The sequence below is a fragment of the Clostridium cuniculi genome (assembly GCF_004353185.1).
Taxonomy (GTDB): domain Bacteria; phylum Bacillota; class Clostridia; order Clostridiales; family Clostridiaceae; genus Clostridium; species Clostridium cuniculi.
Window position 1 is genome coordinate 1 of record NZ_SMUS01000029.1, and the last position, 16,654, is coordinate 16,654.

At 29.4% G+C, this 16,654-nt stretch carries 14 protein-coding genes; 1 reads left to right on the forward strand and 13 read right to left on the reverse strand.

What is annotated here, in order from left to right; all coding sequences use genetic code 11:
* Positions 1 to 246: 246 nt before the first annotated feature.
* The 12 genes from EJJ37_RS13725 to EJJ37_RS13780 all read right to left on the reverse strand — a co-directional run bounded on the left by EJJ37_RS13725 (position 247) and on the right by EJJ37_RS13780 (position 15,476).
* Entirely contained in the window at positions 247 to 1,581 is a 1,335-nt protein-coding gene (locus EJJ37_RS13725) for a peptidoglycan-binding domain-containing protein (RefSeq protein WP_133016151.1), read from the reverse strand.
* A 66-nt stretch (positions 1,582 to 1,647) separates the two neighbouring features.
* On the reverse strand, positions 1,648 to 5,277 hold the full coding sequence (locus EJJ37_RS13730) for a S8 family peptidase (protein ID WP_133016152.1): 3,630 nt from the start codon (positions 5,275 to 5,277) through the stop codon (positions 1,648 to 1,650).
* Positions 5,278 to 5,355: 78 nt separating this feature from the next.
* Positions 5,356 to 6,030: a helix-turn-helix domain-containing protein gene (locus EJJ37_RS13735; RefSeq protein ID WP_133016153.1), complete on the reverse strand. Its 675-nt coding sequence runs from the start codon at positions 6,028 to 6,030 to the stop codon at positions 5,356 to 5,358.
* Positions 6,023 to 6,397: a DUF3783 domain-containing protein gene (locus EJJ37_RS13740; RefSeq protein WP_133016154.1), complete on the reverse strand. Its 375-nt coding sequence runs from the start codon at positions 6,395 to 6,397 to the stop codon at positions 6,023 to 6,025. The genes EJJ37_RS13735 and EJJ37_RS13740 overlap by 8 nt, the downstream gene beginning before the upstream one ends.
* Positions 6,398 to 6,525: 128 nt before the next feature.
* Entirely contained in the window at positions 6,526 to 7,050 is a 525-nt protein-coding gene (locus EJJ37_RS13745; RefSeq protein ID WP_133016155.1) for a peptidylprolyl isomerase, read from the reverse strand.
* Positions 7,051 to 7,288: 238 nt separating this feature from the next.
* Positions 7,289 to 7,561 carry an STAS-like domain-containing protein gene (locus EJJ37_RS13750; protein WP_133016156.1) on the reverse strand — a complete coding sequence of 91 codons (273 nt, stop codon included), beginning with the start codon at positions 7,559 to 7,561 and terminating at the stop codon, positions 7,289 to 7,291.
* 161 nt (positions 7,562 to 7,722) lie between these two features.
* A complete protein-coding gene (murI, locus tag EJJ37_RS13755) occupies positions 7,723 to 8,499 on the reverse strand; it encodes a glutamate racemase (protein WP_133016157.1) in 777 nt (258 codons plus the stop codon).
* A gap of 120 nt (positions 8,500 to 8,619) precedes the next feature.
* The gene (locus EJJ37_RS13760; protein WP_193553932.1) at positions 8,620 to 8,922 is read right to left on the reverse strand and encodes a hypothetical protein; all 303 of its coding nucleotides are present in this window, start codon (positions 8,920 to 8,922) and stop codon (positions 8,620 to 8,622) included.
* Between the two features lie 156 nt (positions 8,923 to 9,078).
* Positions 9,079 to 12,285: a carbamoyl-phosphate synthase large subunit gene (gene carB / locus EJJ37_RS13765; protein WP_133016158.1), complete on the reverse strand. Its 3,207-nt coding sequence runs from the start codon at positions 12,283 to 12,285 to the stop codon at positions 9,079 to 9,081.
* A gap of 13 nt (positions 12,286 to 12,298) precedes the next feature.
* Positions 12,299 to 13,348, reverse strand: a complete 1,050-nt coding sequence (locus tag EJJ37_RS13770; protein ID WP_133016159.1) for a carbamoyl phosphate synthase small subunit — start codon at positions 13,346 to 13,348, stop codon at positions 12,299 to 12,301.
* A gap of 518 nt (positions 13,349 to 13,866) precedes the next feature.
* Positions 13,867 to 14,682, reverse strand: a complete 816-nt coding sequence (locus tag EJJ37_RS13775; protein WP_133016160.1) for an HAD family hydrolase — start codon at positions 14,680 to 14,682, stop codon at positions 13,867 to 13,869.
* Positions 14,683 to 14,693: 11 nt separating this feature from the next.
* Positions 14,694 to 15,476, reverse strand: coding sequence for an SDR family NAD(P)-dependent oxidoreductase (locus EJJ37_RS13780; protein WP_133016161.1), 783 nt, complete (start codon positions 15,474 to 15,476; stop codon positions 14,694 to 14,696).
* 249 nt (positions 15,477 to 15,725) lie between these two features.
* Between EJJ37_RS13780 and EJJ37_RS13785 the strand changes: the two genes are divergently transcribed.
* On the forward strand, positions 15,726 to 15,998 hold the full coding sequence (locus tag EJJ37_RS13785; protein ID WP_133016162.1) for a hypothetical protein: 273 nt from the start codon (positions 15,726 to 15,728) through the stop codon (positions 15,996 to 15,998).
* Positions 15,999 to 16,035: 37 nt separating this feature from the next.
* On the opposite strand, the gene EJJ37_RS13790 is transcribed toward EJJ37_RS13785, so the two are convergent.
* Positions 16,036 to 16,632 carry a SanA/YdcF family protein gene (locus EJJ37_RS13790; protein WP_133016163.1) on the reverse strand — a complete coding sequence of 199 codons (597 nt, stop codon included), beginning with the start codon at positions 16,630 to 16,632 and terminating at the stop codon, positions 16,036 to 16,038.
* Positions 16,633 to 16,654: the final 22 nt, after the last annotated feature.

Genomic DNA, 16,654 nt, shown 5'->3' on the forward strand with positions numbered 1-16,654 from the left:
AGTGATAGAGAAAAATTAATGATATAACCGGAAGAAAGTATTATATAATAAGCTTTAGAATTTAATTATTATTGTAATAAAATTAGCGTTAAGAAGCTGAGGTAAGCGATAGCGAACTTCGAAGCTTTAGCTAATTTTATGGAAATAATAATATAAATTCTTAGCGAAATTATATGACTTAATGGAGGTTATATCATTAATTTTCGGCATCACGGCATTAACGCTTTAGTTCGCAATATTATTCAATTAGTCGTCGAAGTAGTTTATTTTTGGTACTTGTTTTGAGTTTAAGATATCAAATGATAATGGTGGGACAAATGTTCTTTGTTTGATAGATGATCTTAATTCTGCAATTCTTGTTACTCCAACATAAACATCAGATATTCTATACCATGTTGCATAATCTACAACCCCTGTTTGAGGTAAGTTGAATACACTTTGAAATACCTTAACTGCTTCTTCTGTCCTTGGACCATATACTCCATCAACTGCAGACTTAGGTATTAATGGATAGTTTTGAGCTATTCTATTCAATTGATCTTGAATTGTTTCAACTTCAGTTCCTGTAGAACCTACAGTTAAATCATATCCTGGATAAGAACTTGGACTTCCTTTTACAACCTCTGCCGTAACTAACTCAATATCATTTCCATAATAAGTAGTCAAAATCTCATACGGAGTTTTTCCTTCATCTCCAAGATATTTACTTCCCCACTGAGTCATCCATCCTGGACACTTAACATTTTTTCCATCACAATACTGAGTTAATAAAGGTTGCTTTCTACCTATTCTTCTTACATAACTTGAAAAAATATCATCAACAACTACGCTTATGCTATCATATATATTTCTTCCATAATTAAAAGCATGATCATATGCTGTTGAATTTGTAATATCATAGTCTTTACCTTTTCCCCTATACCATTCTGTATAAATTCTATTTAAGGTAAATGATATTATTGCATAAATATTAGCTCTTATTGTACTCTCTGGCCAAGTTGAATAAATCTCGCAAGATGCTACATTTTTAATATAATCTTTATATGCTACTGTGTAATTTGGTGCTGAAGTATTACTTGGTGTACCTGCATGAACAGTTATAAATTCTGGAACTACAGGTTTAGGAAGTACTACACCACTAGTTGGTGGTGGTAATGGCTTATCTACTTCCTCTGGAATTTTTGCTGGGAAATTACCATTTAGTGTGTTAGGATTTATGTTTATTACATCTGCCCTAAAATTTCTACTACTAGTATTTTTTATCAACTGACATTTTTGTATAGCTGTTTGCCCTGGGAAAATTTGTATTCCATTTATAACAAGTACCTGAAACCCTTCTCTTTCAACTCGTAAATCATACAAACTGTAAGGTGTTGGTTGTGAAGGCTCTTGTGAATATTCTAATGGAGGTGCATCTAACTCTATTGTTTGGGATTCTCCTGATGAATTTGTTACTAAATTTACTTCCTTACTCTCTCCTGTTTGGCCTGATGATGGCACTAATACTGCCTTACTTCCATCTACTGGTATATAAGTATCACCTACAAAGCATTGTACTTTTAATCTACCTTTCTCAGCCATAATTACTCCTCAATATATTAATCCATTAATATTAATATGCTTTTTATACAGCTTTAGTTACTAAAGCTATATCTCTTTTGGCTTTCTAACAAATAAATTTCCTATATTATACTCTTCATATCGATCATTACTCTCAACTTTGTTAGTTCTAGTCTTCTCCTCATAAACCTCACTTATAGTATCAAATATCCCTTGCAAATTAAAAGTTCCATATCCCCATTCTCTATTTGGATAAATATCTCCACTTCTTGTATTAGCTCCTGCAATAATATACGCCCTCACCTGTGGAGTATATATTGCTTGCTGGTTTTTATTAACTACTGCCCATTGTAAAATTAAAGCGCATCCACCTGCTACTACAGCTCCAGCTACTGATCCTCCAGTTGCTAACCCTGTTCCTCCTCCTGGTTTAATAACAGTTGCATTTATACCTCCTGCTGCTATATCAGGTTTTATTCTATTATCTCTTGTATATCCTCTACCAGATTCACTTACAACTGAATTATTATTTTGATTATAATATGATACACTAATTGAACCAGAAGATGTACTAGGAACTGTCAATGTTGTGTTTGATGTCGAATTTAATAACTTAGTTTCTTCATCTAATAATTCTCTTTGTGGTATCCACACATAATACTTTCCATCTACTATATATTTTCCTTTCAATCTAAACTTCCATATACCTTCTCTTAAATTACTTGCCTTTATAATAATTAATGAATCACCTGTTATATAATCAGGACTAATAAAATTTACAATCATTTCTGTTCCTTCATAAGTGAATTTTATTTTTTGATTTCTAGATATTTTTGATGTTAAATTATCTATTATCTCTCCTGATGGTGATACTATTGACAATACAACAATATTAGGTTTATTTATATATATTTGTACAGGTAATATATTTTGATTTTTTCCTACTCTAAGCTCTATATCTTTAACATCACCAGTATTATTAATTACTCCTTCAACATGTGTTTCTGTATTTCCCTGATTACCAGTATTAGTTACTATTAAAGTTCCAACTTGTCTTGAAAAATTTTCTATAGGTCTCTCTAAAATTCCCTCACCCGAATGTGATGACATATTAGTACCAAGTGGTATATATATAACTATTGGTCTATTAACTTCATTTCCTATGGCAACTGTATATCTTAGTGCTAAAAGTATACTCCAAGGTGTATACCCAATTTTTTTAGGATCTATATAGGAATTAAGTAATTCATCCTCACTTGCCCTTGCAAGCTTTACTACTACAAATTCACAATCTGGTGCTGCACCCTTCAACTCTGGATTAATTCCTCTAGCTCCAACAATACCTGCTACCATAGTTCCATGACCGATTTCATCTTTTGATGGAACTATAGAATATGGATCTTGACCCTTTGCTTTAGCTGATATAGCTTCTGTTATTTGTTCTTCAGTATATTCCCTTCCATATTTAATTCCATATACATTTTCAGTTGCAGGTAATGTTTGATCCCATATTCTAAATACTCTGGATGTTCCATCCTCTCTTTGAAATTCCTCACTTAAATAGTCTATTCCAGTATCAATTATTCCCACCAGTACCCCTCTTCCATTTAACCTTAAATATGGATTATTATTAAATGTAGGGGCACCACTAGCCTCAACCGGAGATATATCACTTAATGTCATTATTGGTTGTAAATCAAGATCAACTATACTATTAGCTAATTTCTCTACTTCACTAACCTCATCCTTTGGAACTATTACTATTGCAAAAGTTTCAGATATCATTACTCCTGCCACACCGGGAATTTTTAAAATTTCATTAAGTGTTTCCCTGTTAGGAACTTCGATTAATAGAACTATAGAGTGTCCATCATTCTCAATTCCATTAATACCTATACCACTTTGGTTACTTGCACTTCCTTGATTAGATTCAGTTGTGGTTGTTGCATTTATATTCGTTGCTGGATCATCTTGTCTAATTCCTACATCAATTCTAGCTCCTAACGCTTCCATTGTGGCTCTAAGGCTATTATATGCACAAACTTCACCGTATCCCCATGCTGAATCAGGATAACTTATATCTCTTCTTTCCTTTTTAGCCCCAATAATTAAATAATATTTTAATCTTTCTCCATACAGATAAGGATCGTTTTTCTTTACTATTCCCCATTGCATCATTAATGCACATATTCCTGTAACATTAGGTGTTGCCATTGATGTACCTGTCTTTCTATCATAAGACTTCTCAGGAATTGTAGAATAAATATTCTCACCTGGAGCCACTATATCTGGCTTAATATACTGTCCAATAAACGCTTCTCCTCTACCACTAAATGGAGATATATTATTAGTTAAATAATTATAACTTCCAACTGAAATAATGTTGATTACTGTTGCCGGAATTCCTAATGTATTATTTATGGTTGGATCTAAAAATTTTGTAGTTACATTTAATCCTTCTGATATTGGTAACCATATATTAAAATTCCCCTTATAATCATTAATTCTTCTAATAGTCAATTTCCATTGTCCAGATGATACAAAAGCGTTGACACCTCTAAGCATTATTCCAATTTCTCCGCTAATATCAAATGGTTTCGGTCCTGTATCATATATTTCGTAAATACTCTCCCCTATTCTACCGGATCTAAAACCCTCTGCTAAAAATATCTCACCACTACTTATTCCTGAAGGACTTATAATCTCTATGCTAATTCTCGGTAAAATAGATTTATATATGTTTAACGCTATAATGGTTTCTGCATCACCAACATTAAAATACACATTATTCTCAGGATTTAATGTACCAGAAATATGATGTGCAGCCTCTCCCTCATTTCCAGCTGCTATTACTATAGTTTGTCTCTCTAAAGCTGCCGTTATACTTATATATCTCTCTAATAAACTACTCCCATTATGTGCACCATCATTAGTACTTAGACTCATATTTACAACTAGTGGTAGTCCTAATTCTTTTGATTTATCATTTAAAAATTTAAGTCCTCTCATTATTTGAGTACTAAGTGCAAATCTGGTTCTTGCAGCTTTAACCATAGCTATGGAGCTTTTAGGTGCTACTCCATAAAATTTTTTATCTATTTTCCCTCCAGCACAAGCAATACCTGCTACATGAGTTCCATGACCAACTAAATCTACAGAATTTACTACCGAAGATGGATTTGCTGACTGTAATGCTTTATTTATAGTCTCACTATCATATATTTTTCCACCCTGCTCTAAATCATAAATATATTTAATTCTAGTAGTTCCATCATCATTTATAAATGCAGGATGAGTATAATCTATTCCAGTATCTATAAATCCAACTAAAATTCCTTCACCATCTAAATCATATGAACTCACAGCTTGTGGAATACACGATACTCTATTAGCTTCCGAGTCTGTTGTATATAAACTTTTAGGAAGTTCTATATATTGAATACTAGGATTTAATGCTAAATCTATTAATTTATCCACAGGAATTGTTACAATTCCAAAATTATATCCCAAATCTTCATATTTTCCTCCTAACTTATCCACAGATTCAGCTACTTTATCCACACTATCCCCAGAGATTATAGTAACCTCTATTTCTTGTTCAACATTTTTTAACATGAAACTATTTGATATATTTAGTTTTCCTAAAACTTCAATGGGAAAGTTTTTTAATAATCCTAAATAGTTTTGATTCGAATAATTAGTTTCTATAAATATCATCCCCATATAAAATTGATTTATATAGTATATGCTTATCTATTAATTTTTGTATTAAAAAAAGTGCCCTTAAGCACTTTATTATAATTTGATTTCTATTCTTTCTAACTTTGCAATTACTGATATTTCTCTAGATTCTACAGTTTCTGTCATAAGAGCTCCCCCGTTGCTTACAAGAAGTAACTTTGAGTTTCCTAGACTCTTTATTTGTCTTATTTTTCTACTTCCTTTATAATCAACTAAGAATATTCCATTATTACTTATTTCCTTTACTAAATGAGCAAAAGCTAAATCTCCTTGCATCATTCTAAAACCAGACATTTCATTATCCTGAATTTCTAAATACATAACTTTATCTTGTGGAAATCCTTCTACTTTATTTGAATGAATAGGTAATTCTATTTTTCCTTTAATATTTTTTAAACTATAATCATAAATTGGAACATTCTTTAAAACAGATGAAAATGCATTATCCCATACTTCTTCTGTTTCTATCTTTGCTGGCTTTTTATTTACTGTAGCATAAGTTTTTCTTTCTTCCATTAAAGCTTCATCTGTTACAACCATACTTACATCATTTAAATCTGCATTTAAAATCTTAGCTGCCTTATCTATAAATGATTCTTGTACAATCCTTCTACCTGTTTCAACTTCGTTTATAAATTTTTCTGCAACACCTAACTTCTTCGCAAGTACCTTTTGTGTCATACCAGATTTTAATCTAGCTTCTTTTATCTTTTCACCAACTCTACTCATTGCCCTCTTCCTTTCTAACTTTTGAATACCATTCTTTTTCCTCTATTAAATGCTTAATAAGGTCATTCACCTTCCAATTAATAGATTGCTGTGTCACTACAGCCAATATTCCATCTTTAATATTTTGCCTAGTATCCATTATAGCTTTTCTAAGCTCATATTCAGATAAATTATTGTATAGTATTACCTTTTCTTTAATTGGATTATTATTAAATATTTCTAATCGCATACCAAGTAATATATCCATTAATGTCATATCACACATTTCAGGAGTTATTTCTATTATTTTATACCCTAACTCCTTTAAATTCAATAACTCTATATTAGATAATCCATATACTAAAATACACTTATTATTATCAATCATAACACTCACCCCAACATATACATATAAATTTAATTTAAGGCTGCATTAAAATTCAATGTGAAAACAATACGGAGTTATTCACATACTTATTTTAATACAGCCCTTAAAGTCTTAGCCCTAATGAAATATTATTCTTCTATTATTTCAGGCTCATCAAACTTTTCACCAAAAGTTTCTACTGTTACTTTTTTCATTACTTGATCTTCATATGGCTTATCGCTATAATCTCTCTTAGTGTTAACTATCTTTGTAGCAACATCTAATCCTTCTATTAATTTACCAAATGAAGCATATTGTCCATCTAAGTGTGGTGCATCTTCAACCATTATGAAGAATTGGCTACCTGCAGAATCTGGGTGCATTGCTCTAGCCATAGATAAACCACCTTTTGTATGTTTTAAGTTATTTGCAAATCCGTTTCTTGAGAATTCACCTTTTATACTATATCCAGGACCTCCAATTCCCATTCCTTCTGGACATCCACCTTGAATCATAAATCCAGGTATTACTCTATGGAATATTAATCCATCATAAAATCCTCTATTTATTAAATCAACAAAATTTTTAACTGTATTTGGAGCTATTTCTGGATATAACTCAGCTTTCATTATATCTCCATTTTCCATTTCTATAGTTACTATAGGGTTTTTCATATAATTACCTCGCTTTCATTTTTTGGTATAATTTATTATTATCATATTTCTATATAGTAATTCAATGTTTTAGGTAAATTTTTTATTTTTTAAGGATATAACACTATATTATAAATACTAATATATAACTTTTAATAAGAAAACTCAAAAAAAAAGCCTCGAAAATCGAAGCTAATAAAATTATAATTACTAAATAGAAATCTTTAAAATATATTATATGAAGTTGAAAAATTTTTATTTATTGTTGAAATGCAGTTCCTAAAACTACTCTTGAATAATCATTATAGTTTGATAAATTTTTAACATCAATTTGTTTAAAAATATAGTCTCGTCCAAATTTATTTATTAAGTCAGTAAATAAACATATTAAAAAAGTCGATGGAATTCTCTCTAAACCGTCGAAGTCTAAAGTTACACCTGTATCTAAATTATTCTTTACTATTTCTCTTAATAAAATAGCATCCTCTATTGAATAACTCTCTCCTAAAAACTCTTTTATTTTTATATTCATACTCATTACCCCAATCTCCTTTTTTAAATATTCTGAAAATTCTTTCTATACTAATAATATATACAAATTTCAGAATATTGTCAACTATTTAACAATTATTTTTAATAATTTTTTCTTATTATACCTACAAATAAAAAAAACGCCCTTTGGCGCTTTTTTATTTATGACTGTTGAATTAACTTTAAACTTAAATCAATAACCCTTTGATCATCTAATGAGTTATATATAGTTATGTTTCCTGTTTCCCTTCTATCTGTTAATAAGTCCTTTTCTTTTAACCTTCTTTTAATTTCTCTAGCAGTTCCTTCTCCACCATCCATTATAGCAACGTTACTTCCTACAATTTTTGCTATTGTATCTTTCACAAATGGATAATGTGTACAACCAAGAACTATAGAACTAATATCATCTTTATTATATAAACTTAATTTTTCCTCTAAATATTCCTCTAATTCTTTTCCACTTAATACTCCATTCTCAATAAACTCCATAAGTCCAGCACATGGTATTGGAATTATTTCAGCCTTTTCTTTATATTTATTAAGTAACAAATTAAATTTTTCTTGTTTAATAGTCATTGGGGTTGCCATTATTAATATCTTACCATCTCTATTTAATTCTACTGCTGGTTTTATTGCAGGCTCTATTCCAACTAAAGGAATATCTGGATATACTCTTCTGAGCTCACTTACCGCTGCACTAGTAGCAGTATTACACGCAACAACAAGTCCTTTTATTCCTTTTTCTATTAAAAAATCAACTACATTAAATGTTAAATCTCTAATCTCTTTTTTAGGTTTTACACCATATGGAGCATTTTTTGAATCTCCAAAATATATATAATTCTCATTAGGCATTATCTTTATGGCTTCTCTCATCACACTTAAGCCACCTACTCCTGAATCTAAAAAACCTATTGGTAAATCCTTCTTATCCAAGTTATCTCACTCCAATTTATATATTCCTTAACTTTATTTTATACCTTAATTAATAGTAAATCTACTTTCATTTACTATAATATATAAATTATTGTGTATTTTTCTTTAAACAAAAAGTTATTAATTATTACACATCCAAGATGGTATTGATACTCTATCATTTTCAATTATTTGCGAGTGTAACAAATCTTTCTTTTTAGCCAATTCTCTCTTAGCTGAATTTATACTTAATAATTCTTCTGCTTCTCTTATACTTTTAGCCTTAAAAACCATTGTCCATCCATCTTTATTATATTTTCCTGCGCACATAACATATTTATCTTTATTTTTATTTATTCCATTCATACTATCATAAATAAAACTATTAAGCTCTCCAATATTTTTATAATTAACTTTTACAAATATTCCTCTATTTCCTTTCATACCGCACCTCCGAACAAATGTTCATTTCTTAACTAAATAATACCAGAACATTTGTTCGTAGTCAACATTTTTTTATCTTTTTAGAGAAATTTCTACCATAACCTAAAAAAAGGAACAAGAAATTTAACTTTTTAAATCTCTTGCTCCTTTTTTATATTATTCAGCTATATTAAATACTTCTAAATCTCTCTTATCAATTTCAGATACTTTAACATCAGCAATTGCTCTTAATGTATCTAATGCTGTTATAACTCCTATATTTCTCTCAATAGCAGCTCTTCTAATTAAGAATCCATCTCTCTTAGAGTCATTACCCTTAGTTGGTGTATTAACTACTAGATCAACTTCCTTATTCTTAACAATATCTAATATGTTTGGTTCATTTTCATTAAGTCTTCTTACTTCTTCTGCATCAATACCAGCTTCTCTTAATAATTTACAAGTACCTTCTGTTGCTATAAATTTATAACCAACCTTAGCTAAATCTTTAGCTATTGGTAAGAATTCAGCTTTATCATGCTTATTTATTGTTGCTAATATTTTTCCTTTTTCCATTGATGGATACATTCCACCACCAACAAATCCTTTATATAAAGCTTCCTTAACATCTCTACCTACACCTAAAACTTCTCCAGTAGATTTCATTTCAGGTCCTAAAGATACTTCAACCTTTGGTAACTTTTGTGTTGAGAATACTGGAACCTTAACAGATACTAGTTCTGGTTCTGGATAAACATCTACTCCATATCCTAAGTCAATTAATTTTTCTCCAAGCATAACCTTAGTAGCTAAATCTACTATTGGAACTCCACTTACCTTACTGATATAAGGAACTGTTCTTGAAGCTCTTGGGTTAACTTCTATTACATAAAGATTTCCTTCAAATTCTATGAATTGAATGTTTATCATTCCTTTTATTCCTATAGCTAAAGCTAGCTTTTTAGTATAATCTAAAACTTTTGCTTTTATTTCATCACTAATATTTTGACTTGGATACATTGTTACAGAGTCTCCTGAGTGAACTCCAGCTCTTTCTAAATGCTCCATTATACCAGGTATTAATACATTTTCTCCATCAGATATAGCATCTACTTCAATTTCTCTACCCATTAAGTACTTATCTATAAGAATTGGATTTTTCTTATCTTTCATAAATGCATTCTTTAAGTAGTATGTTAACTCTTCTTCATCATGAGTTATTTCCATACCTTGCCCACCTAAAACGTATGAAGGTCTAACAAGTACCGGGAATTTTAATCTTCTTGCTTCCTCTATACCTTCTTCTAGAGTCCAAACACCTTTTCCTTTAGGTCTTGCTATATCAAACTTTTCAAGTAATTCTTCAAATTTTTCTCTATCTTCAGCCATATCAATTTGATCTGCTGTAGTTCCTAAAGTTTTAATTCCTTTTTCCTTTAAGAAGTTTGCAAGCTTAATTGCTGTTTGACCACCGAATTGAAGAATAACTCCATATGGATTTTCTTTTTCAATGATATTTAATACATCTTCTTCTGTTAATGGTTCAAAATAAAGTTTATCTGATATATTAAAATCTGTACTTACTGTTTCTGGATTATTATTAACTATTATAGTTTCAATTCCCATTCTCTTTAATGCCATTACACAGTGAACTGATGCATAGTCAAATTCTATACCTTGCCCTATTCTGATTGGTCCTGAACCTATTACTATAACTTTTTTCTTATCTGATACTTCAACTTCATCATACTGTTCATAAGTTGAGTAATAATATGGTGATAATGCTTCAAATTCTCCACCGCAAGTATCAACCATCTTATAAGCTGGTTTTATATTCCATATATTTCTTAATCTATAAATATCATCTGGACTAACCTTCAACATATCAGCTATAGCCTTATCAGAGAATCCTTTTCTCTTAAGATTTAATAACCATTCCTTATCTAAATCATCTATTTTGCTTAACTTTAATCTAGTTTCTTCATGAACTATCCATTTGAATTTTTCTAAGAAGAATATATCTATTCCAGTAATTTTAGCAATACTTTCAATTCTATAATCTCTTCTTATCATTTCTGTAAGAGCAAATAATCTTTCATCATCTGGCTTCATTACAGCTTCTTTTAATTCTTGTATACTCATTTCTTTAAACTTTGGATGATCTAAAGAATACTTTCCTATTTCTAAACTTCTGATACCCTTTAATAATGCTGATTCTAAGTTAGCACCTATAGCCATTATTTCTCCAGTTGCCATCATCTTTGTTCCTAAAGCTCTATCAGCTGTAAAGAATTTATCGAAAGGCCATTTTGGAATCTTAACTACTACATAGTCTAACGTTGGCTCAAAGCATGCATAAGTTTTTTGAGTTACTGCATTTTTAATCTCATCTAATCCATATCCTAAAGCTATCTTAGCCGCAAGTTTTGCTATTGGATATCCAGTAGCTTTTGATGCTAAAGCTGAAGATCTTGAAACTCTAGGGTTGATTTCTATAACTGCATATTCAAATGAATTTGGATTTAAAGCAAATTGTACGTTACATCCACCTTCAATTCCTACTGCATTAATTATATTAATTGATGCAGTTCTAAGCATTTGATATTCTTTATCTGATAAAGTTTGAGATGGAGCTACAACTATACTATCTCCTGTATGAATTCCTACTGGGTCAATGTTTTCCATGTTACATACAGTTATACAATTTCCATAAGAGTCTCTCATTACTTCGTACTCTACTTCTTTCCACCCTTTAACTGATTTTTCTAGTAAAACTTGCCCTATAGTACTTAATTGTAATCCTGACGCAAGAATAGTTCTTAATTCTTCTTCATTTTCAGCTATTCCACCACCAGTTCCTCCTAATGTGTAAGCTGGTCTTACTATAACTGGATAACCAATTTTGTTTGCAAAGGCCATACCAGTTTCCATATCAGTTACTATTTCAGACGTAATAACTGGCTCGTTAATTCTGTGCATCATATCTCTAAATAACTCTCTATCTTCACCTTCCTTGATAGAAGCTATTGATGTTCCTATAACTTTAACATCATACTTTTCTAATATTCCTGCATCATGTAAATCAACTGCTAAATTAAGCCCTGTCTGTCCTCCCATACCAGCAAGTAAGCTATCTGGTCTTTCTTTTGCTATTACTTTTTCAACAAATTCTAATGTTAATGGTTCTATATAAATTTTATCCGCAACTTCTCTATCAGTCATAATAGTAGCTGGGTTAGAGTTAACTAATACAACTTCTATTCCTTCTTCTTTTAACGCTTGGCATGCTTGAGTTCCTGAATAATCAAACTCTGCAGCTTGCCCAATAACTATTGGTCCTGATCCTATAACTAAAACTTTTTTAATATCTTTATTTAATGGCATTTTCTAAACCCTCCTATAGTGCATATTCCATAAATCTGTCAAATATATATTCACTATCCTTTGGACCTGCTGCAGCCTCTGGATGGAATTGAACTGAATATATTGGTAAAGTAGTATGTTTCATACCTTCTATTGTTCCATCATTGATATTTACATGAGTTGCTACAACTCCTTCTGGTAATTCGTCAACTACATATCCATGATTTTGAGAAGTAATATGAACTCTATTTCTTTCTAAATCTTTTACTGGATGGTTACATCCTCTGTGTCCAAACTTTAACTTAGTTGTTTTTCCACCTAAAGTTAATGCTAATAATTGATGTCCTAAACAAATACCAACTATAGGTTTAACTCCAACAATCTTCTTAATATTTTCTATTACAGTTCCTAAATCCTCTGGGTCCCCAGGGCCATTTGATAAAAATACTAAATCAGGATTTACTGATAATACTTCATCTGCAGTAGCTGTCATTGGGAAAACTGTTATTTTACAATTTCTCTTTTTGAAATTTCTTATTATATTAGATTTTATTCCAAAATCCATTATTGCAACATGTTTACCAGTTCCCTCAATTGTATAAGTTTCCTTTGTTGAAACTATACTAACTGCTTCTTTATTTGAAAAAGCTTTGATCTTTTCTTTTACTTCTTCTAAATTTTCATGTTCTAATGAAATAATCCCCTTCATAGTTCCATTATTTCTTAAAACTTTAGTTAAAGCTCTTGTATCTATTCCTTCTAATCCAATTATTTTATTTTGTTTTAAGTAATCTTCTAATCCAATTTCACATCTAAAGTTATTTGGGAAGCTACATTTTTCTCTCACTATGAATCCTTTTACTTTTGGTGATTGTGATTCATTATCTTCTAAATTTATTCCGTAGTTTCCTATTAAAGGATATGTCATAGTTACAATTTGCCCATAGTATGATGGGTCTGTTAATACTTCTTGATAACCAGTCATTCCTGTTGTAAATACAACCTCTCCTACGCTATCTTTTAAATATCCAAATGCCTTACCTTCAAAAGTCATACCATTTTCTAATATAAGCCTTGCTTTCATTCCTAGCCCTCCTGCAAATTAAGTATATAACAGCTAAAAATACACTTTCTAAAAGCTCTTTAATTTTAAATATATTTTATCTATTAAATTCATTATATTTTAATAAAAATAACAGAAAAGGATAGTAGGGAGACATTTAACTATGTAATCTCTCCATACTATCCTTATAATATTTAAAATCAACTTTAGAAAATTTCTTTGATAAATCGATGTAACTATTGCTATTTACGTATAACATACCTACATACTCCTTTCTGGCCTCTCTGGACCAATTTAAAGTGTACTTTTTAACTAATTAATTTATTTATTGTATATCTTTGTATATTATTCTATATGGCACATGAATTAATGTCAAGAATAAAATAGTTCAATTCGTAATTTTTTGTATAATTAGTTAATTTAGCACCTTTATTTCAAATATTTAACTGCATTTTCTATAATTATACATATTTGTGAATATTTATTCAATGCTTTTTTTAGAATTTCTCTCCCTTTTTAATCATATAAAAATAAATTATTTATATTAAATCTTCTTTTAATTGACCAATCCATTTTACTATGAACTCTATTGGATTATCATCATTACTTGGTGCTATATATTTTGATTTTTTCTTTAGTTCTTCACTTCCATTAGCTATACAAAATCCATAGTGAGCCTCTTCTAATAGTTCAACATCATTCATGTTGTCTCCAACAGAAATTATCTTAAATTCATCAAGACCTTTATATATTACTAACTCCTTTAGAGCTTGTCCTTTTGATATTCTCTTTGGTATTATTTCTAAATATACATCTGAACTTCTTACAATATCTTTATCTCCATAGTTTTCCCTTAAATATGTTTCAACAAAATCTAATTCTTCCTTTTCCCCTACAATTAAAGCTTTAGTCCATTTTTTATTCCATATACTATCATCAATATTATAAATTACGTCATAACCTAATTTGTTAAATCTTTCTGTTCTTTTACATGATTGATAAATATATACTACCTCATCACTATATATTTCTATTCCCACATTTGGACTAACTTCTTTAACTACTTTAATTATTTCTTTTCGATCTTCCTCTAAAAACTTCTCCCAAATTACTTTATCATTATTAAAATCATATACTTTTGTTCCATTGTACATAATAACAGGAAGTGTAACTTTCATTTTATGAATATGCCTTCTTATAGAAGGTAACATACGCCCAGTAGCTAAAGTGAATTCTCCTCCATTATCTACAAAATACTCTATAGCTTTTTTATTCTCTTCTGATAATTTTCCCTTACTATTTAAGAGAGTTCCATCCATATCCGAAACTAATAAATATCCATCAAAAGTCCCCATATTTTTCTCCTTTACTTTCTATTAGTCTTTAGTACTATTTTTCTCGAAATACTTCTGGGTAAAAATTTATTTCCTATAACTAATAACTTATTTTTCTTTCCTGGAATTATAATAAGTTTTCCTTTATTAAAATCTTTATAGCAAACCCTTGCCACTTCTTCTGCATCCATTAAATATTTTTTAGCAGCCTCGCTCTTTTTAATACCAGCCTTACCTTGAAAATTGGTTTTAACTGGACCTGGGCAAAGACATGCTATCTTTATTCCAGCATTTTTATATTCTTCATATATAGCTTCTGTTAAGTTAAGAACATAAGCTTTTGATGCATAATATGTAGCCATTCTTGGTCCAGAGCAAAATGCTGCAGTGGAAGCAACATTTAAAATTCCACCATTTTTACATTCTACTATTTTAGGTAAAAAATATTTTGTTAATCTTGTTAATGCTTTTATATTTATATCTATTAATTCTTCTTCTTTTTTCCAATGAATATCATTAAAATCTCCAAAGGTTCCTATACCAGCATTGTTAACTAAAGTATCTATATTTACCTTATTTATTTCTACATAATTAAATATATTTTGAATATCTTCACTCTTTGATAAATCTAATGCTAAAATTTTTATATCTACATTATATTTTGACAATTCATTTTTTACAGATTCTAATTTAATTTTATTTCTAGCAACTAAGATTAAATTATTCTTATCCCTTGCAAATAACTTAGCTAATTCATATCCGATTCCAGTTGATGCACCTGTTATTAATGTATATCTTATTTCATTATTTATCATAATGTTCTCCTAATTCCCCTATTTATTTTTTTATTTTTATAAAAAGTACCTAAAATAAAATTATACATTGTATTTAGTAATGACAACAGTAATTAAGTAAATCAACTTAAAAATATTTATAAAAAAGGTACTTAAAACAAAAATAAGAATTGTATTTAGTATTGTAAAAGAACTTTAGAAAAATCATAACTTATTGTATATATTATAAACCAATGATAAAAATTAATTTTAAATTGTAGGAGGCTTATTATGAAAAAACATAAAAGTAACAAAATTTACGAGGTTATTAATAAATATAACAACGCTTTAAACTTACACGAAATTAAAGCTAAAACTGGTGCTGGAAATGGATATAAGAATTATATAGAAGTAGCTACTTCAAATAATTCTTATATGACTGAAACTGTTGTTCATAAAAGTCATATAATTAATTCTGTATTACTTAATAGCAACAAAAAACTTAATCTTCATGAAATAAAAGCTCAAACTGGAGCTGGAAACGGCTATAAATATTACTGTTAGAATAAATTTATTAAAAATAACCTTATAAAGATACATATTAATGTATCTTTATAAGGCATAAAAAGAAATCTTTAATTTGTGCTAATAATTCTCTTCTTTTATATTTTTTCATCCTATCATATTCCCTCATATCTGAAGCAATACCATAAGCATCAATTCCTAATTTTCTTGCAATATATATAGCTCTAGGTAAATGATACCTATTTGTTGATATTATTGCACTTTTTATATTAAATACAGTTTTTGCTCTATACATACTATCAAATGTACAAAATCCACAATTATCGATAAGTAAATCCTGTTCTCTTACATTTACTTCAGTATAATTATTCATAATCCAATTTTTCATAGCCTTAAGTTCATTATAACTTTCTCCACTATTCTCTCCAGTTAATAAAATTGTTTTACTCATTCTTCTTACATATACTTTAGCACCAGTATCTAACCTATCTACTAATATATCACAAGGATTTCCATCCTGCCTTACTCCCGCTCCTAAAACAATCACTGTATCGCAATCTATCGGAAGATCTTTCATGTCTAAAATGTACTTTTGTCCATATCTATCCATTACTACTAAAATCTCAAGAACAATTAGCACTATCATTAAACAAAAAATCAATACATAGGCCATATATTATTCCTTCTCGACTATT